Raw genomic sequence first — 19,571 nt, forward strand, 5'->3', positions numbered from 1 at the left:
ATTATTTTCTATTTATTATTCTAAAAAATAGAACTATAGAAAGGATTCGACCACATCAGCGGCTTTTTCGCTCGCCGACACCTTCAGTTGTTGGTGAAGATTCGTGAATTGCTCCAACAAGGGCTGGTTGTCTTGCTCAATTAACTGGACAAGCGCTTGTTCGATAGCCTCTTCAGAGGCTTCTGATTGAGCCAGTTCCGGCACTATTTCTTTACCCGCTAAGAGGTTAGGTAAGGAAAAGAAAGGCGCGTGAAACAAACGTTTAATGATTTGATAAGATAACCAATGAAAACGATAAGCTACTACCATTGGCCGTTTAATCAGCAAGGCTTCAAGCGCAACAGTTCCCGACGTTAGCAGTAAATAATTGGCTGCAGCCATAACTTTTCGACTTTCACCAACAGGTAGTGCAATATTCAGATCGGGGCTGTACTGATCTACTAGTTCCTGCAATTGTGTGGCGCGAGCTTCGCTTATCATAGGTGCCACAAAGCGTAGTTCTGGATATTTTTTCGCTAGCTTGTTCGCGACCTTCAGAAATATCGGCGCCATACGGGCAATCTCACCCTTACGACTTCCAGGTAAAATGGCAAGATACGTAACATCAGGTTCAAGTTCCAGTTCGTTACGTGCTTCTGTTTGTTGCCACTGCATAGGAATATCATCTGCCAGCGGATGACCAACAAAGGTTGCTGGTAGCTGGTGCCTGTCGTAGAAATCTTTCTCAAAAGGCAATAAACACAGTACGTGATCAACAGCCTTTTTTATGCCTTTGATACGACCCTCACGCCATGCCCAGACAGATGGACTGACATAATGAATAGTAGAGATACCGGCTTTTTTAAGGCGGGCTTCAACCGTCAGATTAAAGTCAGGAGCATCAATGCCTATCATCACATCCGGTTGCTCAGAAATGAGATAGTTCACCAGGTTCTTTCTGTGTTTTAACAACTTAGGCAGTTGCTGAAAAACTTCAGCAATGCCCATAACGGCCAAATCATCCATGGCAAAGAACGAGTTCATCCCCTGCTCTGCCATTAAAGGCCCGCCGACCCCAATAAAAGTTGCATTGGGGTGACGTTTGGCAATAGCCTGCATTAGCCCGGCACCTAACAGATCCCCCGAGTGCTCACCGGCAACAATAGCTATTTTAGGCGGCTGATTGCGGCTCATTACGGACGAATAATGCCTCGTGAACTGTTTTCAACAAAAGCTTTAAAACCATCCAATACCGGTTCATTTAATGCTGAAATAGCTTCCAGGGCTTCGTCGACAGTCAGGCTGGAGCGGTACAAAATTTTATAGGCACGACGAACGTTTTGAATTTGCTCAGACGTGTAGCCGCGACGCTTTAAACCTTCGGCATTGATTGTTCTCGGTTTAGCGTTATGACCCTGCGCCATCACAAAGGGAGGAATATCCTGAACGATAATCGAGTTAACCGCGGCGAAAGAGTGCGAACCAATATGACAAAATTGATGCACACCACTCATACCACCCAGAATAACCCAATCACCTACGTGAACATGGCCAGCCAGAGTAACCTGGTTAGCAAAGATATTGTCATTACCTATGACACAGTCGTGAGCAACATGTACGTATGCCATAAACAGGTTATTATCGCCAATTTTGGTTAGCGAATTATCCTGCACCGTACCACGATGAATGGTTACTGACTCGCGGATAACGTTATTGTCGCCAATCTCAAGCTCTGTCGGTTCGCCATCGTATTTTTTATCCTGACAGTCTTCACCAACCGACGCAAATTGATAAATGGTATTGTTTTTACCAATGGTTGTCGGGCCTTTTAAAACAACGTGTGAGCGGATATCGCAGTTGTCACCGATAACAACATCTGGGCCAATAACCGTCCATGGACCGACACTAACGTTAGTACCGAGTTTGGCGCTGGGGTCAATAATTGCGGTTTCGTGAATCACTTAAACTTCTCTTCTTGCACAAATAATTTCGGCAGTACAGGCAACGTCACCGTCGACTTCCGCACGACCGGTAAACTTCCAGATACCACGACGTTCTTTTTCGAAGGTAACAAAGAAATCAACCGTATCACCCGGGATAACCTGACGTTTAAAGCGGGCATTATCAATACCAGCAAAAAGATACAAATCGTTTGCATTCTTCTTGCTTTCTGTAATTTTAAAACCTAATAAACCACAAGCTTGAGCTATAGCTTCAAGCAATAACACTCCCGGGAAAATAGGCTTCGCCGGAAAATGCCCATTAAACATAGGCTCATTAAAAGTAACGTTTTTTATAGCGTGTAACGAGTCTTTAGAGTTTGTTTCTATAACTCTGTCTATTAATAAAAACGGATAACGATGAGGCAGTAAATCTAGTACGCCCTGAATATCAAAACCTGATTCCGTAATTTTCAAATCTTTCACCTTACTCAGTTATTATCGTCAGCTTGTTTTTCTAACTCTTTGACACGCTTGAATAGATCATCCAGCTGACGGAATCTCGCCCCATTACGTCGCCATTCGCGGTGTCCACTGGCGGGGATCCCTGACGCATAAACTCCTGGCTCGGTGATTTCTTTTATCACCATAGCAAATCCCATAATTTGTACGTCGTCACACACACTGATATGACCGTTAATAGCCGAAGCCCCACCAATCATACAGCGCTTACCAATGCGGCAACTGCCTGCTAGTACAGTACAGCCTGCGATAGCCGTATCTTCATCAATGAATACGTTATGCGCAATTTGGCATTGGTTATCAATAATGCAGCCCGACGAAATAATAGTGTCGTCCAGAGCTCCGCGATCGACCGTTGTACTGGCACCAATTTCAACATTGTCTTTAATAACAACGCGGCCTAGCTGAGGAATTTTTAGCCATTTGCCATTATCAGGAGCCCAGCCAAAACCATCAGCACCAATAATTGAGCCGGAATGAAACAGGCAGTCATCACCAATAACACAACGGTGGTAGATTTTAACGCCTGACCAAAGTGTGCATCCGGAGCCAATTTGAGTTTCCGAACCTATATAACAATGTGGCCCAATACTGGTGTTATCACCAATTATGACGCCATCATCAATAACCGTATATTCACCAATACTAACGTTCTTACCGATACTGGCTGACTGCGCAATTTTTGCGGTTTCAGCTATGCCTCTAGCTGGCTTTGGTGTGGTGTCTAATAGCTGTGCAATTCGTGCAAAAGCCGCGTAAGGGTTAGCTACCCGAATTGCGTTATCAATCGCATCGCTATCGTCTTTTTCAGAGACAATAACAGCGCCGGCAGAGGTTGTTTCTAACTGACTTTTGTAACGGCTATTAGCCAGAAAAGCGATAGCGTCACCAGTAGCAGACTGCAAGGTCGCCACGCGCAAAATGGGGAGCTGCGAATTACCTCGCACCTCCCCACCCACATGGTCAGCCAACTGCTGCAATGTGTACTCAGACATAAATTAGTTACCTGAAGTCATTTTCTCGACAACGGCACCAGACAAGTCATTATCGGCTTTCATGTAAGTAACCGCGTTACTTTCAAGAACCATGTCATAGTCTTTTGCTTCTGCAACAGCAGTAATCGCGTCCTGAACTTTTCCAAGCAACTTGTTACGTTCTTCATTTTGACGACGACGAGTGTCCTCTTGCAACGCTTTGCTTTTCAGCTGCGCTTCAGAAATAGTCTGCTCAATGTCACGTTCTAGCTGAGTTTTTTCAGAAGCTGACATGATTGATGCATCGCGTTCTTGCTTTTGACGCAGTTCCTGAACTTTCTGTTCAAGCTGACGCATTTCCTCAAAGCGATCCTGGAACTCGGTCTGCAGTTGCTCGGAGATTTGCTCACGTTGTGGTAACTGCTGGAATACTTCCATCATATCGACCACACCGATTTTTTGTTGTGCCTGTGCGGCACCAGCAAAAAGCGCTGTTGAAACAGCAACCGCTGCAGCTGTAGATTTAATTAACTTTTTCAAGGTAAAACTCCTTCAAATTTTTTGTAACTATTATGTAATTATTATTATCAGAATGTAGTTCCGATATTAAATGAGAACACTTGGGTTTCATCACCCTCAACTTCTTTTAAAGCCCGACCTAACGAGAAAGTTAATGGACCCATTGGAGATATCCATTGCACAGACACACCTGCCGATGCGCGGAAATCTCCCGGTGAGCTATAGTCAGTTAACGGTTGTGGACTAGTATTTTCCAAGTCCTTGTATCTATCGTAGTCGAATTCAGTATCCCAAACCATACCAAAATCAACAAAGACACTAGTTCGTATGCTATTACGCATACCTTCGTCAACAAAAGGTGTCGGTACAATCAGTTCCAGTCCACCAGAGACTTTAGCATTACCGCCTAAAGAATAGTTATTTTGTACAAACAACTGCTGGTTACCCGTTTCCGAACTGTAGTTCGGTGTTGGCAATCCTGTGAAGTCCGGAATACCCTCTGAATTGACTGACTCAGGTACAACATACACAGCTCTAGGACCTACAGTATTAGGTTCAAAACCACGTAAGTCGCCCTGGCCACCAATACGGAAGTATTCCCAGAACGGTAACAGGTAATCATTTCCGGCATCGTCTTCACCGTAACCGTTACCATAACCTAAATTCAGTCTGGTGAGAAATGACCACTGCTGATCACGACTTAACGGATAATAGTGCTTGTACTCATAGTTTAAACGAAAATATTTCACATCGCTAAATGGTGCTGAAATTTCGGCACTAGCTTGCTGCGACGAACCGCTCGTCGGGAACATGCCTCGGTTAAGAGTCACACGCGACCAACCTGCGTTAAGTTCATAAATATCGAAACTGATTGGTCGCTCTGGATTCTGATCATCCAGATAAGACCGGTAAAACTGCTGAATCTGCTCAATACTTTGGTTCTGTGAATTGACACTCACTTCCTGATTTTTATAACCAACTCCAAAGTTTAAGCGGTTAATTTCATCTATTGGAAAGCTTAGTCCCGTGGATAATCCATAGGTTTTCTGATTATAGTTAACGAGGTTTTGCGCATTACCTGCGTCAAACTCACTCATATAAATCTGACCTGAGAGTCCAACACCATTCATAGTGAAATAAGGGTCGGAATACGACACGCTGACGTTTTTGTTAAAACGACTGGTACTGATATTGAACCCGACTCGGGTACCCGTACCTAAAAAGTTGTTTTGCTGAACACCGGCATTAAGTTGCAGACCAGAGTAATCGCCGTAACCAATACCGGCATTAAAGGAACCTGAAGGTTGCTCTTTAACCTTATAAGTCACATCAACCTGATCATCCCGACCTTCAACCCGTTCAGTGGACGTTTCTACGGTTTCGAAATAACCAAGACGCTCAAGACGCACTTTACCCTGCTCAATGTTGCTGTCAGACAACCAAGCGCCTTCGAGTTGACGCATTTCACGGCGTAATACCCGGTCTTTGGTCGCGCCATTGCCTTCAAAGTTAATATGACGAACGTAGACGCGTTTTCCTGGGTTTATCGAAAAGGTAATTTTAACCGTTTTATCTTCGTCATCGTGCTCAGGAATAGCTCTAACTTCTGGGTACGCGTAACCATAGCGACCATAAAAGCGGCTGATCATGTCTTCAATATAAGTTACCTGTGCCGCGTTATAGAGCGTGCCTTCTTCAATTTTAGCTATTTTCCCAACCAACTCGTCATGACCTTTTAAATCACCAATGACATCGGTTTCGCTAATTTTATATTTATCACCTTCACTCACGTTTATGGTGATATAAATGCCTTCACGATCCGGCGTCATAGAGACCTGTACGGACTCTACCCGGAAGCGCAAATAACCGCGGTCACGATAAAATGACTCTAAGGTTTCCAGGTCACCGCTTAATTGTTGCTTCTGATAACGCTTTTCACCTATAAAGTTCCACCATGGAAGGTTATCTCGAAGTTCAAAGGTATCCAGTAATAGCTCATCAGCGAAAGCTTTATTGCCCACAATGTTGATTTGTGCAATTTCTGCTGCATCACCTTCTTCAAAGTTCATGCGCAACTCAACACGGTTACGTGGCAAATCCACCACCTGAACTTCTACCGATGCATTGTATTTACCCACACTGTGATAAAAGTCTTCCAGACCTTTTTCAATGCCAGAAATAGTGGTTCTGTCTAACGGCTCACCAGTAACAATATTATTATCAACTAAGCTTTCCTGAAGCTGTTCGTCTTTAATATCGCTGTTACCTTCAAAGGTGATTTCGGCTATGGTTGGCCGTTCACTAACGGTGAAGATCAAAGTGTCTTCATCTCTGCGCGCATCGATATAGTCGAAGTGAGTAGAGGAGTAAAGCGAACGAATGGCGCTACGAATTTGCAGCTCACTCACTTCGTCACCAACCCTCACGGGGATGTAAGTTAACGCAGCACCTAAGGCGACACGTTGTAACCCTTTTACTTCAATATCTTCGACAACAAATTCATCTTGTGCGTAGGCTGGTGCTACTGCACCTGCAATCATGGCACTCACTAACAGCTTTTTAAACGTCATTATCACTAGCTACTTATTGTTAATTCGTGACTCAGAATGCGAAACGGGCGATGTCATTTGATATTGCTAACGCCATCAACGCGAATACCAGCACCCCACCAATCCTATAGCAAACGTCTTGCACTCTTTCGGATACCGGCTTACCACGCACCCATTCAATGCTATAAAACATCAAATGACCGCCATCTAAAACCGGTAAAGGTAATAAATTAATTATCCCTAAATTGACACTTAGCAGCGCCAAAAAACTTAAAAAATAAACGAACCCATTGCTGGCACTAACTCCAGCACTTTCGGCAATACTTAAAGGTCCTGCCAGGTTCTTTACAGAAACATCTCCGGTCAGCAGTTTACCTATCATTTTCACGCTAACAACCATCAATTCCCAAGTTTTTTCTGCGCCTTTAGCTAAGCCACCGAAAAAACCGTATTGATGGTTAAAAACGTAATTGTCTGGCAACGGCTCTGTTACCGGAACTACGCCAAGGTAGCCTATGACACCATTTTGGCTTTCCCGTTCCCCTATTTGAACAGAAATTTGCTGCTCAACCTGGTTCCTCTCAACAGTAAATAAAACTTCCTGTCCCGCCGATTGAGCGATTATTTTACGTATTTCAGCCCAGCTTTCGACACCTTCATCACCAATTCGAGTGATTGTGTCACCTTCTTTTAATCCACCGGCTTCGGCTGGCGAGCCACTTTCCACCTGGCTAAGTTCGGTATAAACAGTGGGTTGATAAACCTCAATTCCTAAACTGCCAAAGGTCGATTCCGTTTCCGGATCAAACTGCCAGCCACTTAAATTCAGTGTACGTTTCACTTCATCGCCATCCGGCGTTCTTAATGTGAGTACAGTTTCATCGTCACCAATTGCCGACATAAGCCCCAGCTGAACCTGTTGCCAGTCATAGGCTTCAACGTTATCAACTGAAAGAATTTCGCTGCCTCTTTCAAGCTGAGCTTCGGCTGCAACAGAGCCGGCTTTTACATCGCCGATAACCGGTTTCACCGTTGGAACACCAATGCCAAACATCAACCATAAAACAGCAACCGCTAATACAAAGTTCGCGATTGGGCCTGCAGCAACTATCGCGAAACGTTTATATACTGACTGCGCGTTAAAGCTGACATCTCGCTCTTCCTCGCTGACATCATCAATGCGTTCGTCCAGCATGCGAACGTAGCCACCAAGAGGAATAATACCCAGTTGATAAACCGTGCCGTCTTTGCCTTTACGTTTCCATATAGCCCGGCCAAAACCCACAGAAAAAGTTAATACTTTTACACCGCAACGGCGCGCAACCCAGAAGTGACCAAACTCGTGGAAAGCAACTAAAATGCCCAGAGTTACAACGAAAGAAAAGAAATACCAAATTGCGTCTATCACTGTGCGTACTCCTGCAACCATTTATTGGCCGCTAAACGCGCTTGTTTATCTATGGCTAACAGCGTCTGTAAGCTGTCGGCCTCATCAGCTTGTATTGACTGCAATACCGAATCACAAACTTTTGCAATATCAGTAAAACCAACCTGTTCTTGTAAAAATGCAGCAACGGCAACTTCGTTCGCCGCGTTTAAAGCCGTAGTGGCCCACTGCCCTTCCCAACATGCTTCTATCGCCAACTGTAAACACGGATAACGTTGCGCTTCGGGCTGCTTAAAGGTCAGTTCGGCGATTTGAGTAAAATCTAAGCCCGCAACACCACTTTCTAAACGCTCTGGATAACCCAGGGAATGGGCTATAGGTGTGCGCATGTCCGGCTCGCCCATTTGAGCAAGTACGGAACCGTCGGTGTATTGCACCATAGAGTGAATAACGCTCTGCGGGTGAATAACAACTTTAAGTTGGTCGCGCGAACAATTAAATAACCAGCGGGCTTCAATGTATTCCAGCCCCTTATTCAGCATGGTGGCAGAATCCACCGAAATTTTCCGGCCCATGGACCAATTCGGATGATTGCATGCCGCTCCTGGAGTTTGTTGAGACAACTCATCAAGAGGTAAATCACGGAACGGACCGCCGGAGCCGGTTAACAATAAATACTGTATCCCATGCTCGGTTAACTCCATAGTGCCGACCTGCTGCTGCGCAGCCTGAGGTAAACACTGAAAAATAGCGTTGTGCTCACTGTCGACCGGGATAATTTTAGCGCCAGAGCGTTGAGCATGATCAATAAACAATTGACCGCTCATGACCAGGGCTTCTTTATTGGCCAACAATACGTCTTTACCCGCGTCAATTGCGGCAAGTGTCGGTGATAATCCGGCCGCACCTACTATAGCCGCCATAACCACATCCACCTCACCGTCCGAACTGACTTCAGCTAAAGCCTGTTCTCCATAAATAACCTGAGTTGAAGTCTGTTGACCGAGCAGCGATTTAAGCTCAGCAGCGGCATTTTGTGAGCCCATAACCGCATATTGCGGATTATGCTTTAAACAAAGCTCAGCCATAGCACTAATCTGGCTATGGGCTGTTAAGGCAAAAACCTGAAAGTCATCCGGATGCCGTGAGACAACGTCCAGCGTGTTTTGACCAATAGAGCCGGTTGCTCCCAAAACTGTTATTCGACGCATAGGTTTAATGCAAAAACTCCAGATAAGCTAAGGTGAAAATAGGCACTGCAGCTGTAAGACTGTCAATACGGTCAAGAATTCCCCCGTGCCCGGGTAAAATTGAACCACTGTCCTTAACCCCTGCACTACGCTTAAACATGCTTTCGTTTAAATCACCAAATACTGAAGCAACCACAGTAAACAATCCGGTTAAGTAATAACCGGTAAATTGATCGGCCGGCACTTTGGTCCAGTGCGCCACAACCATCATCACCACAAAAGCTAAGGTCACACCACCACAAAGGCCTTCCATCGTTTTACCCGGGCTTACCGCCGGCATCATTTTATTACGACCATAGCGTACGCCGGCAAAATACGCACCGACATCTGCCGCCCAAACCAGCAGCAAAATAAACAGAACCACCCAGCCACCAAAGAAGCGAGACTCATCAATATCAATTGAGCGTACGGTAACTAAAGCGGCCCAGGTAGGAATAAAAATTAACAAACCAAATACGCCGACAATGGCGCGGGTTCGTGACCACATACGTCGGCTAGAGGGATAATTTACAATCATTGCCAGCGCAACGACCCACCAGACACCGCCAGCTAAAATGGTGTAGTAGATGAGTTTAGAGAGCTCACCGCCCTCCCATAAGTGCTCGTACGGAGCCAGCCAGGACAACACGCCAATTATGGCACCGACAAATAAGGTGTAAGCAATTCGCGCTGAGGTGCGGCGCACGCCCATTAGCGGCGACCATTCCCAGGCGCCTAGCATAAGTACACCCTGAATAAAAAGAGCAAAGCCCCACAACGGCAGCATAAAAACACCGTACAGTGCCACCGGAACCAGCAATAGTGCTGTAATAATACGTTGTTTTAGCAAGTGTTATTCCTCTATCCGAGTTTCTATGCCTTGCATTAGCACGGTTAGTTGTTCGCTTGTTAAACCAAAGCGGCGTTCCCGTTGCGCAAAATCTGTAATTGCCTGAGCAAAGGCCGTATCGTCAAAATCGGGCCATAATACTGAGGTGAAATACAGTTCGGCATAAGCCAACTGCCATAAAAGAAAGTTACTGATACGATGTTCACCGCCTGTACGAATGAGTAAGTCCGGCAAAGGCTGGTCTGCCATCATCAATTCGCCTGCTATTGTCTGTTCAGTAATTTCTGTCGGCTCTATTTCACCAGCTTTCACTTTCTCAGCTAATTTACGACTGGCTTGCGTAATGTCCCACTGACCGCCGTAGTTCGCCGCTATGTTCAGATTGAGTCCGCTGTTACTTTGCGTTTGCTCTTCTGCTTCGCTCATGCGCTTTTGCAAACGCTTTGAAAAAGCCTCTTTGTCACCAACTATGCGCAAGCGAATATCGTTGTCATCTAATTTTTTAATTTCGCTTTTCAGCACTGACATAAACAGTTCCATCAATACCGATACTTCAGTGGCCGGACGCTTCCAGTTTTCACTACTAAATGCGAACAAAGTCAGTGACTCAATACCGTTACGGCGAGCAAAGGCAACAGCCTTGCGCACTGCTTCTGCGCCCGCTTTATGACCAAAGGTTCTTATTTTACCGCGTTGTTTCGCCCAGCGCCCGTTACCATCCATTATAATGGCAACATGCTTGGGGACTAACTGCTCAATTGACGGTAATTCTTTCATTCAATCTGCCGTAAACATTAAAAAACGCCGTGCGAGTATACCTGACACGGCGTCATAGACCAACGTAGGGAAGGTTTGATGGTTAAATTTCCATCAAATCCGCTTCTTTTGCTTTCAGAGCTTCATCAATTTGCTTCACGAATTTATCGGTCAGTTTTTGAATCTCTTCTTCAGCATTACGTTCTTCGTCTTCAGTAATTTCTTTCTCTTTCAGCAGATCTTTAATATCGCCATTAGCATCGCGACGAATATTACGTACCGCAATACGTCCATTCTCAGCTTCGGCACGAACAATTTTAACTAAGTCGCGACGACGCTCTTCTGTCAACGGAGGTAATGGAATACGAATAACTGCGCCTGCAGAGGCCGGGTTCAGACCCAAATCGGAATTAATAATAGCTTTTTCGACAGCGGCTGAAGCTGACTTATCAAACACAGTCAGAGCCAGAGTTCTGGAGTCTTCCGTGGTGATATTAGCTAACTGCTTAAGAGGCGTGTCTGTGCCGTAATAGTTCACCATGACACTGTCCAGTATACTAGGATGAGCACGGCCCGTACGCACTTTTGACATCTGACTGCGCAGCGACTCAACACTCTTTTCCATGCGATCTTTAGCGTCTTCTATAATTTCTTTTATCACTGTCTTATACCCTTTTATTCAATAACTGCAGTTACTCTGCGTTCTTGCTGATCAGTGTACCTTCTTCTTCACCCATTATCACGGCTCGTAAAGCACCCGGCTTATTCATATTAAACACCCGGATAGGCAAAGCATGATCGCGTGCCAGAGTAAATGCGGCTAAATCCATTACTTTTAACTGTTTTTCCAGTATATCATCGTAATTAATATGCTTATACAAAGTCGCATCCGGGTTACTCACCGGGTCATCGGAATATACTCCGTCAACCTTGGTTCCCTTAAGTACGACTTCAGCTTCAATTTCGATACCGCGCAAACAAGCGGCAGAATCTGTAGTAAAGAACGGGTTACCGGTTCCCGCAGAAAATATCACCACACGTCCTGATTTTAGCAAACTGATAGCTTCAGCCCAGTTGTAACTGTCACAGACACCCGTCAATTCAATAGCTGACATTAAACGTGCGTTAACAAAGGCGCGGTGTAAAGCGTCACGCATAGCCAGGCCGTTCATTACGGTTGCCAGCATGCCCATGTGGTCGCCCACAACACGATTCATACCTGCTTTTGCTAAGCCTTCTCCACGGAATAAGTTACCGCCCCCAATGACTAAACCAACCTGAACCCCAAGTTCAACTAATTCTTTAATTTCCTGCGCCATACGATCAAGTACTTTGGCGTCAATACCAAATGGCTCATCTCCCATAAGGGCTTCACCACTGAGTTTTAACAATATGCGTCGATAACTGGGTTTCGGATGGGTGCTCATCATTGCCTCTACTCTTTCCTTTAGTTTAAAAAAAACCGCGTCCTGAACGCTCAAGACGCGGTTTATAATTTTCTATTTCATGGGGCTGGTCGAGACCACGCTATTAGCCTTTACTCGCTGCCGCCACTTGTGCCTGAACTTCAGAAGCAAAATCTTCTTCTTTACGTTCAATACCTTCACCCACTTCAAAGCGAACGAAAGTAACAACATCAGCACCAGCTTTCTTCAGTAACTCACCAACAGTCATTGATGGATCTTTAACGAAAGGCTGACCTGTCAGGCTGATTTCGCCGGTAAACTTACGCATACGGCCTTCAACCATTTTTTCAGCAATTTCTTTCGGCTTACCGCTTTGCATTGCGATATCAACCTGAATAGAACGCTCTTTTTCTACAACTTCAGCTGCAACGTCTTCAGGCTTAACGAATTGCGGGCTGCTTGCAGCAACGTGCATGCACAGGTCGCGAGCCAGATCTTCGTCACCGCCGGTTAAAGCAACAGCAACACCAATGCGGGCACCGTGAGTATAAGTCGCAACAACGTCGCCAGCTTCAAGAGTTTGAACACGACGAACATTCATGTTCTCACCAATTTTAGCCACTAAGTCTTCACGAGTCTTCTCTACAGTCTGACCATCGATGTCAGTAGTTTTTAATGCTTCAACGTCATTTTCTTTGTTAGCAAATGCAGCGTTGATAACTTTATCGCCGAATGCCAGGAAGCTGTCATCGCGAGCAACAAAGTCGGTCTCACAGTTCAGTTCAACCAAAGTTGCCTGGTTACCTTCAGATTTAACTAAGATAACGCCTTCAGCCGCAACACGGCCTGCCTTTTTAGCTGCTTTTGCCTGACCGCTTTTACGCATCAGTTCAATTGCCGCTTCCATATCACCGTCGACTTCCTGCAGTGCTTTTTTGCAGTCCATCATGCCAGCGCCTGTGCGCTCGCGCAGTTCTTTAACTAGAGCTGCTGTAATAGCCATGATTCTATTCCTCGATTATTCAGTTGCTTCGACGAAATCGTCTGAGTCTTTCGCTTCAACTTGCGCTGTACGTGCTTCTTTTACCGCTTCAGCAGCAGTGTTCAAGTATAATTGAACCGCACGGATTGCGTCATCGTTACCTGGAACAATGTAGTCCACACCGTCAGGGTTAGAGTTTGTATCCACAACAGAAACAACTGGAATGCCCAGGTTATTTGCTTCTTTAATAGAGATGTGTTCGTGATCAGCGTCGATAACAAACAGAACGTCAGGTAAGCCGCCCATGTTTTTGATACCGCCTAAGCCTTTTTCCAGCTTTTCCATTTCACGAGTATTAACCAAAGCTTCTTTCTTGGTCAGTTTCTCGAAAGTACCGTCCTGGCTCATTGTTTCAAGGTCTTTTAGACGCTTGATTGATTGACGAACTGTTTTCCAGTTAGTCAACATGCCGCCTAACCAACGGTGGTTTACATAGTACTGACCACAGTTAATGGCTGCTTCTTTAACCGCTTCAGCTGCTGCGCGCTTAGTACCAACAAACAGGATTTTACCTTTGTTAGAAGCAACGTGCTGCATATAGCTCAACGCATCGTTGAACATAGGCACAGTTTTTTCGAGGTTAATGATATGAATTTTGTTACGAGCACCAAAAATGTAAGGTTTCATTTTTGGATTCCAGAAACGAGTTTGGTGACCGAAGTGGACACCCGCTTTCAGCATGTCACGCATTGACACGTTAGCCATAATATTTTCCTTTTTAGGGGGTTAAGCCTCCATACATCCCATAAGCCGACCTGTTCTTAGACAAGCACCCCGCCTTATGTGTCGATGTATGTGTGGATTATAATTTACATACAAGTGTACTTTGTTGGCATAAGGCCAAAAAAGCGTGCGTTTTATACCATAAAGCCGAGCCCTGCACAACAAAAAACCTTCGCTAACTTCTGCTTTGACCCGCCTCAAAGATAGCGAATTTTATCAGTCACTGTTAAACTGTCGGCTTTTCCAGCAGTCATGGACAGGAAGAGAATGACCATCTCAATTAAGACACCCGAAGAAATCGAAAAAATGCGCGCCGCGGGCAAGCTCGCCGCCAGTGTGCTTGAAATGATTGGTGAGTACGTCAAACCCGGCGTAACCACGGAAGAACTGGATGATATCTGCCATAAGTACATCACGGATCATAACGCCTATCCAGCACCATTAAACTATCACGGTTTCCCTAAATCGATATGTACTTCGGTTAACCATTGTGTCTGTCATGGTATTCCTGGCCCGAAAAAACTGAAAGACGGCGATATCATGAATATTGACGTTACCGTTAAACTGGATGGTTACCATGGCGACACCTCGAAAATGTTTGTTGTGGGTAAACCTTCAATCATGGCCGAACGGTTAATTAAGGTAACTCAGGAGTCGCTTTATAAAGCCATAGAAATGGTTAAGCCAGGTATCAAACTGGGTGACTTTGCTGAAGTTATTCAGAAACATGCCGAAGGCCATGGCTACTCTATTGTTAGAGAATACTGTGGTCACGGTATTGGTTCTGTATTCCATGAAGACCCACAAATTCTGCATTACGGTGAGGCCGGTACTGGCGAAGAGCTAAAAGCCGGTATGTGTTTCACTATTGAACCTATGGTCAATGTGGGTAAGCGTCACACAAAATTAATGAAAGACGGCTGGACCGTACTGACTAAAGACCGCAGCTTAAGTGCACAGTGGGAACATACATTATTAGTCACCGAAAACGGTGTTGAAGTACTGACACTGCGCAGTGACGAGCCCGACTTAGCGCGAGTTATCGAGCACAGCTAACGCATTTGCAGGGAGAGCCTATGGCTAACGTTCAAGAAGATAAAGACTTTCACGGGCGCTGGCCTGACCGAACCCTGCAACCTTGCCTAAAAGACTACAAAGCGCTTTTAGAAAGTTACCAGAACTGGTCTGCAGCACGTTTTGTCACCGCCGATATCGATGAGCTGGTTCATCACCGTGCGACCTTCTTTGACCAGTTAATAAGCCAGTTGTGGCAGCAATTTCAGCTTGAGAACGAGCCCGCAAGCATCTTAGCTGTGGGTGGCTATGGTCGTGAAACTCTGCACCCTGGTTCAGACATCGACCTGCTCATTTTAGTGGGTTCGGAAAATGCTGAAGCCGAAGCTAAGTTGTCTGAAAAGCTCGGTCAGTTCGTTACCTTTTTATGGGACTTGCACCTGGATATCGGCCATTCGGTACGTACTATCGAAGACTGCTTCGCTCAGTCAGAAAACGATATCACGATAGCCACAAACCTTATTGAAAGTAGATACCTTTCAGGGGCTGAGTCGCTTTACAATGAATTTCATCAACAGTTGTTAAATGACTTCCCCTGGTCAAGCCGTGATTTCTATCAGGCCAAGCTGGATGAACAAAAGCAGCGCCACCAGCAATACCACAGTACATCTTATAACCTGGAACCGAATATTAAATCGAGTCCCGGTGGGCTACGTGATATTCAGACCGTAGGCTGGATTGCTAAGCGTCATTTCCGCACACACTCGGATGAAAACCTGGTTGAATACGGTTATATGACAGCCGATGAATTCGTTGAATTGCGTGACTGCATGAACTGGCTATGGCGTATACGCTTTGCCCTTCATTTGGAAGCAGGTAAGCGCGAAGACCGCTTACTCTTTGACTTTCAGCCAGGCGTTGCTGTTCGTCTGGGCTACGGTAACGACGGTAAGGCATCCGTTGAAACCATGATGAAAGATTACTTTAAAGTGGTTTTACGCGTCAGCGAGCTTAACCAGATGCTTCTGCAGTTTTTTCATCAAGCAATATTAGGAACACAGGACTTACAACACGCTGAACATATTAGCGATGACTTTGCGGTTGCCAATAAACTGTTAACAGCACGCCACGATAATGTATTTGATAATCACTGCAATATTATCCGCGCTTTTGTCTGCATTGCGGAACACCCGCAAATACAAGGCATACACTCGAATACCATACGTTTACTCAGAAATGCCCGAGCCCAACTCGGCGAGCCGCTAAGCCACGACCCCGAATGTCGTGACTTATTCAATCAGTTGATTCAGCATCCCAGAGGCTGTGGTTTGCCCTTTGCGCTGATGCATCACCACAGTGTTCTGGCAAGTTACCTGTCGCAGTGGCAACAAATTGTCGGACAAATGCAGTTTGACCTTTTTCACGCCTACACCGTGGATGAACACACCTTTCGTTTAGTGAGAAACTTATACCGCTTTAGCGACGAGGATTATCAGGATCAGTTTCCGCTGTGCGAGAAGCTCGTGGCGCAAATGGATCGCCGTTATTGTCTGTATCTGGCGGGTATCTTCCATGACATAGCAAAAGGTCGCGGCGGTGATCACTCAGAGCTTGGCGAAATGGATGCGCGAAATTTTTGCCACCAACATGGTTACAGTGAAGATGACGCCGAATTGGTTGCCTGGCTGGTGCGGCATCATTTAACCATGTCGGTTACCGCGCAAAAGCGGGATATTCATGACCCGGAAGTTATTCAGGACTTTGCAAATCAAGTTTCGACGCTCGAGCGGCTAGATTACCTTTACTGTCTTACGGTGGCTGATATTCGGGCAACGAACCAGTCGCTGTGGAATAACTGGAAAGCAACGTTACTGGAAGAGCTTTATAACGCCACTTCGTACTTGCTGCAGCAGGACACTAATAAGCCCACTCTGGATATTCGCCAAAGAATTAATGAAAATAAAGCCAGTGCAATGGCCTTGCTGCTAAGCGCTGGCTTTGAAAAAGCTGAAATTCAGGCATTATGGGGACGTTTTACCGCAGATTATTTTTTCCGCCATACGGCAGAGCAAATCAGTTGGCATTCACAGCATATTCTGAACCTGCCAAGCGAGCAATTACCGCTCATTCTCATTGGAGACGAAAACAACTATGGCACAACCGAGTTGTTTATCTACCATCACGAAGAGGGTCATTTGTTCGCGTCGGTTGCCGGTGTTCTCGACAGTCAGCAACTAAACATTCTGGACGCCCAAATTCTGGCTACCCGCGACGGCTTTGTCATGGATACCTTTGTGGTACTACAACGAGACGGTAAGCCGTTAACAGAGCATCATCGTATTGAAGAGGTAAAACAGCAATTGCTGGATGTTCTGCACAAGCGGATACCCGTTCCCAGCACTAAGCGGCCATTGTCGCGTCGCATGAAGAACTTTTCGGTGGCAACTGAGGTCACTTTTATACCCAGTAAACATCACGGCCGTACCACCTTCGAGCTGGTAACACTGGACAGGCCGGGGCTTATTGCTAAACTTGCCGCTATTTTACAACAACAGAACGTTATCCTGCTGGCAGCGAAAATTACGACCATAGGCGAGCAGGCAGAAGATTTATTTATTGTCACTACCGAGCAGCAAACCGCCCTTAGCGACAAACAGAAAAAAACATTGAAAGCAAAAATTATCAAAGACCTGGAGTTTTAAATTCTTATCATGGAAAACATAAAGCAGCGCATCATTGATGCATTTGAACAACGCGATCAAATCAATGCCCGTACAGACAACGACGACCTTCGTGAAGCCGTCCGTTACGTTATCGACGAAATTGACCGCGGCGAGTTACGGGTAGCCGAAAAAATTTCCGGTGAGTGGGTTGTTCATCAATGGCTTAAGAAAGCGGTTCTGTTGTCATTTCGCTTAAACGACAACGACCTGATTGAGGGCGGAGAAACCCGCTTCTGGGACAAAGTACCGGCCAAATTTGCTGACTATGACAGTGCCCGTTTCCGCGCTGAAGGCATGCGCGTTGTGCCACCGGCTATGGTTCGTAAAGGTGCCTTTATCGGCCGCAACGTTGTCGTAATGCCATCGTACGTTAATATTGGTGCTTACGTTGGTGAAGGCACTATGGTGGATACCTGGGCTACCGTGGGCTCTTGTGCGCAAATTGGAAAAAATGTTCACTTGTCCGGCGGCGTTGGCATCGGTGGTGTATTAGAACCGCTGCAGGCCAACCCAACCATTATTGAAGATAACTGCTTTATCGGCGCTCGCTCAGAGATTGTAGAAGGCGTCATTGTTGAAGAAGGCGCGGTGATTTCCATGGGCGTTTACATTGGCCAGAGCACCCGCATTTATGACCGCGAAAATGACCGTATTCTATATGGTCGCGTACCTTCAGGCTCCGTTGTTGTACCCGGTTCATTGCCTTCTGCAAATGGAACGCACAGTCTTTACGCTGCTATCATTGTTAAACGGGTTGATGCTAAAACTCGTGCCAAAGTGGGTATCAATGCCCTGCTACGCAGCGCGGAATAACTTTCACTTAAGAAATGGCTGGTGAAACTCATCCGGCAGTGGTATTTCCAAATTGATGGAGTCACCACTGACCGGATGTTTAAAGCTAAGCCCAGTCGCTGCCAGCAGTAAACGGTGGCAATTAAAGTGCTCGCGAAAGAAGTTATTATGCCGTCCGTCACCATGGTTAGTATCACCGACAATGGGATGCCGAATGTGCGCCATGTGTCGACGTAATTGATGCTTGCGCCCCGTTTCCGGTTGCATCTGAACCAGTGAGTAGCGCGTGGTGTCATGTTTTTTACTGACTTTATACGGCAGTTCAACCTGCTTTAAACACTGATAATGCGTAACGGCTGGCTGCTTATCTTTATCCGGATCCGCGTCTTTATCAGCAAGCTTATCCAGTTCTTCATTCAGTGCGTAATCGATAGTGCCGTTTTCTGGTACGTAACCTCTGACCACAGCATGATAAGTTTTACTCACTTCGCGCGCGGTCAGTTGCTCTGTCATGGTACGGGCAACATCGCTGTTTAAGCCAAAAATCAACAAACCGGATGTCGGGCGATCTAAACGATGAACAGGGTAAACGTGGCAGCCAAGTTGATTACGCAGCATTTGCATTGCAAACTCACGGGCACCGCTTGCTATACGGCTTCGGTGAACCAATAAGCCACTGGGCTTATTAATAACGGCAAGGTGCTCATCAAGGTAAACAAGGTCTAACTGACTCACCGTTAGACATCTTCCTGCAAGGGGTCAGTTCCGCTGAGCAACACATCAAATTCACGTATCAGTGCAATAAGTTGTTCGTATTGTTCCAGCTCGCTGCGATATATATGCGCAGCCATGGGGCTAACGGCAATACCTTCAGGCAAAGGACGCTTGCTATCCACTAACGCCCACATTCGGGGAAGCATAATAAACTGCAACCACTGATGAAATTCCAGCGTGTCGACAGCAAAAGGCTGCTGACTCTCCAACGCCTGCACCGGCGGGTGGTGAGACTGCCATAAGCCAAGACTGTTCAGTTCACGCTCTATTCTATCCAGCAATCGAGCGGCTTTCTGATACTGCTCCATATCAGACTCCGTTACCACATCATTGTATAAACCGATATAATGGCGCCATAGTGATTTAATACGCCTTAAAATTCAAGCGAAAAG

At 45.8% G+C, this 19,571-nt stretch carries 19 protein-coding genes; 3 read left to right on the forward strand and 16 right to left on the reverse strand.

Annotated features, from left to right (window positions below):
* Positions 1-33 precede the first annotated feature (33 nt).
* The 14 genes from lpxB to rpsB all read right to left on the reverse strand — a co-directional run bounded on the left by lpxB (position 34) and on the right by rpsB (position 13,858).
* Positions 34-1,173: a lipid-A-disaccharide synthase gene (lpxB, locus tag NJR55_RS08505; RefSeq protein ID WP_253619570.1), complete on the reverse strand. Its 1,140-nt coding sequence runs from the start codon at positions 1,171-1,173 to the stop codon at positions 34-36.
* Positions 1,173-1,940, reverse strand: coding sequence for an acyl-ACP--UDP-N-acetylglucosamine O-acyltransferase (lpxA, locus tag NJR55_RS08510; RefSeq protein WP_253619571.1), 768 nt, complete (start codon positions 1,938-1,940; stop codon positions 1,173-1,175). Before lpxA ends, lpxB begins: the two co-directional genes overlap by 1 nt.
* Positions 1,941-2,396, reverse strand: coding sequence for a 3-hydroxyacyl-ACP dehydratase FabZ (gene fabZ / locus NJR55_RS08515; protein WP_011234085.1), 456 nt, complete (start codon positions 2,394-2,396; stop codon positions 1,941-1,943).
* Between the two features lie 14 nt (positions 2,397-2,410).
* Positions 2,411-3,436: a UDP-3-O-(3-hydroxymyristoyl)glucosamine N-acyltransferase gene (gene lpxD / locus NJR55_RS08520; protein ID WP_253619572.1), complete on the reverse strand. Its 1,026-nt coding sequence runs from the start codon at positions 3,434-3,436 to the stop codon at positions 2,411-2,413.
* A gap of 3 nt (positions 3,437-3,439) precedes the next feature.
* The gene (locus NJR55_RS08525; RefSeq protein WP_253619573.1) at positions 3,440-3,955 is read right to left on the reverse strand and encodes an OmpH family outer membrane protein; all 516 of its coding nucleotides are present in this window, start codon (positions 3,953-3,955) and stop codon (positions 3,440-3,442) included.
* Between the two features lie 47 nt (positions 3,956-4,002).
* Positions 4,003-6,504 carry an outer membrane protein assembly factor BamA gene (bamA, locus tag NJR55_RS08530; RefSeq protein ID WP_253619574.1) on the reverse strand — a complete coding sequence of 834 codons (2,502 nt, stop codon included), beginning with the start codon at positions 6,502-6,504 and terminating at the stop codon, positions 4,003-4,005.
* 31 nt (positions 6,505-6,535) lie between these two features.
* Positions 6,536-7,891, reverse strand: coding sequence for a sigma E protease regulator RseP (gene rseP, locus NJR55_RS08535; RefSeq protein ID WP_253619575.1), 1,356 nt, complete (start codon positions 7,889-7,891; stop codon positions 6,536-6,538).
* Positions 7,888-9,081, reverse strand: a complete 1,194-nt coding sequence (gene ispC, locus NJR55_RS08540) for a 1-deoxy-D-xylulose-5-phosphate reductoisomerase (protein ID WP_253619576.1) — start codon at positions 9,079-9,081, stop codon at positions 7,888-7,890. Before ispC ends, rseP begins: the two co-directional genes overlap by 4 nt.
* A 4-nt stretch (positions 9,082-9,085) precedes the next feature.
* Positions 9,086-9,949 (reverse strand): phosphatidate cytidylyltransferase, encoded by an 864-nt coding sequence (locus NJR55_RS08545; RefSeq protein WP_034820446.1) that lies wholly within the window; start codon positions 9,947-9,949, stop codon positions 9,086-9,088.
* 3 nt (positions 9,950-9,952) lie between these two features.
* Positions 9,953-10,726, reverse strand: a complete 774-nt coding sequence (uppS, locus tag NJR55_RS08550) for a polyprenyl diphosphate synthase (protein ID WP_253619577.1) — start codon at positions 10,724-10,726, stop codon at positions 9,953-9,955.
* An 82-nt stretch (positions 10,727-10,808) separates the two neighbouring features.
* A complete protein-coding gene (gene frr / locus NJR55_RS08555) occupies positions 10,809-11,366 on the reverse strand; it encodes a ribosome recycling factor (RefSeq protein WP_253619578.1) in 558 nt (185 codons plus the stop codon).
* Positions 11,367-11,397: 31 nt separating this feature from the next.
* Positions 11,398-12,132, reverse strand: a complete 735-nt coding sequence (gene pyrH / locus NJR55_RS08560; RefSeq protein ID WP_016341299.1) for a UMP kinase — start codon at positions 12,130-12,132, stop codon at positions 11,398-11,400.
* Positions 12,133-12,235: 103 nt separating this feature from the next.
* Positions 12,236-13,114 carry a translation elongation factor Ts gene (tsf, locus tag NJR55_RS08565; RefSeq protein ID WP_034820442.1) on the reverse strand — a complete coding sequence of 293 codons (879 nt, stop codon included), beginning with the start codon at positions 13,112-13,114 and terminating at the stop codon, positions 12,236-12,238.
* Positions 13,115-13,129: 15 nt separating this feature from the next.
* Positions 13,130-13,858, reverse strand: coding sequence for a 30S ribosomal protein S2 (rpsB, locus tag NJR55_RS08570; RefSeq protein WP_011234096.1), 729 nt, complete (start codon positions 13,856-13,858; stop codon positions 13,130-13,132).
* A gap of 285 nt (positions 13,859-14,143) precedes the next feature.
* Here rpsB and map point away from each other — a divergent pair, with 285 nt between their 5' ends.
* From map to dapD, 3 genes are read left to right on the forward strand one after another with little or no spacing between them, the layout of a single operon-like run.
* Positions 14,144-14,932 (forward strand): type I methionyl aminopeptidase, encoded by a 789-nt coding sequence (map, locus tag NJR55_RS08575; protein WP_253619579.1) that lies wholly within the window; start codon positions 14,144-14,146, stop codon positions 14,930-14,932.
* Between the two features lie 20 nt (positions 14,933-14,952).
* A complete protein-coding gene (glnD, locus tag NJR55_RS08580; protein ID WP_253619580.1) occupies positions 14,953-17,592 on the forward strand; it encodes a [protein-PII] uridylyltransferase in 2,640 nt (879 codons plus the stop codon).
* Between the two features lie 9 nt (positions 17,593-17,601).
* The gene (gene dapD, locus NJR55_RS08585; protein WP_034820436.1) at positions 17,602-18,426 is read left to right on the forward strand and encodes a 2,3,4,5-tetrahydropyridine-2,6-dicarboxylate N-succinyltransferase; all 825 of its coding nucleotides are present in this window, start codon (positions 17,602-17,604) and stop codon (positions 18,424-18,426) included.
* A gap of 3 nt (positions 18,427-18,429) precedes the next feature.
* Here the strand turns inward: dapD and truC are convergent, their stop codons facing one another.
* Complete coding sequence (gene truC / locus NJR55_RS08590) at positions 18,430-19,140, reverse strand: tRNA pseudouridine(65) synthase TruC (protein WP_253619581.1); 711 nt, start codon at positions 19,138-19,140, stop codon at positions 18,430-18,432.
* Positions 19,141-19,142: 2 nt separating this feature from the next.
* A complete protein-coding gene (locus NJR55_RS08595) occupies positions 19,143-19,487 on the reverse strand; it encodes a YqcC family protein (protein ID WP_011234101.1) in 345 nt (114 codons plus the stop codon).
* Positions 19,488-19,571: the final 84 nt, after the last annotated feature.

Origin of the sequence: Idiomarina rhizosphaerae (genome assembly GCF_024159085.1) — a bacterium.
In the GTDB taxonomy this organism is placed as follows: domain Bacteria; phylum Pseudomonadota; class Gammaproteobacteria; order Enterobacterales; family Alteromonadaceae; genus Idiomarina; species Idiomarina rhizosphaerae.

Bases quoted from the DNA above. Each gene is read 5' to 3' on its own strand.
- lpxB (WP_253619570.1), bottom strand. From the start codon at position 1,173: ATGAGCCGCAATCAGCCGCCTAAAATAGCTATTGTTGCCGGTGAGCAC.
- bamA (WP_253619574.1), bottom strand. From the start codon at position 6,504: ATGACGTTTAAAAAGCTGTTAGTGAGTGCCATGATTGCAGGTGCAGTA.
- glnD (WP_253619580.1), top strand. From the start codon at position 14,953: ATGGCTAACGTTCAAGAAGATAAAGACTTTCACGGGCGCTGGCCTGAC.
- lpxD (WP_253619572.1), bottom strand. From the start codon at position 3,436: ATGTCTGAGTACACATTGCAGCAGTTGGCTGACCATGTGGGTGGGGAG.
- NJR55_RS08595 (WP_011234101.1), bottom strand. From the start codon at position 19,487: ATGGAGCAGTATCAGAAAGCCGCTCGATTGCTGGATAGAATAGAGCGT.
- tsf (WP_034820442.1), bottom strand. From the start codon at position 13,114: ATGGCTATTACAGCAGCTCTAGTTAAAGAACTGCGCGAGCGCACAGGC.
- pyrH (WP_016341299.1), bottom strand. From the start codon at position 12,132: ATGAGCACCCATCCGAAACCCAGTTATCGACGCATATTGTTAAAACTC.
- uppS (WP_253619577.1), bottom strand. From the start codon at position 10,726: ATGAAAGAATTACCGTCAATTGAGCAGTTAGTCCCCAAGCATGTTGCC.
- map (WP_253619579.1), top strand. From the start codon at position 14,144: ATGACCATCTCAATTAAGACACCCGAAGAAATCGAAAAAATGCGCGCC.
- rpsB (WP_011234096.1), bottom strand. From the start codon at position 13,858: ATGGCTAACGTGTCAATGCGTGACATGCTGAAAGCGGGTGTCCACTTC.
- dapD (WP_034820436.1), top strand. From the start codon at position 17,602: ATGGAAAACATAAAGCAGCGCATCATTGATGCATTTGAACAACGCGAT.
- ispC (WP_253619576.1), bottom strand. From the start codon at position 9,081: ATGCGTCGAATAACAGTTTTGGGAGCAACCGGCTCTATTGGTCAAAAC.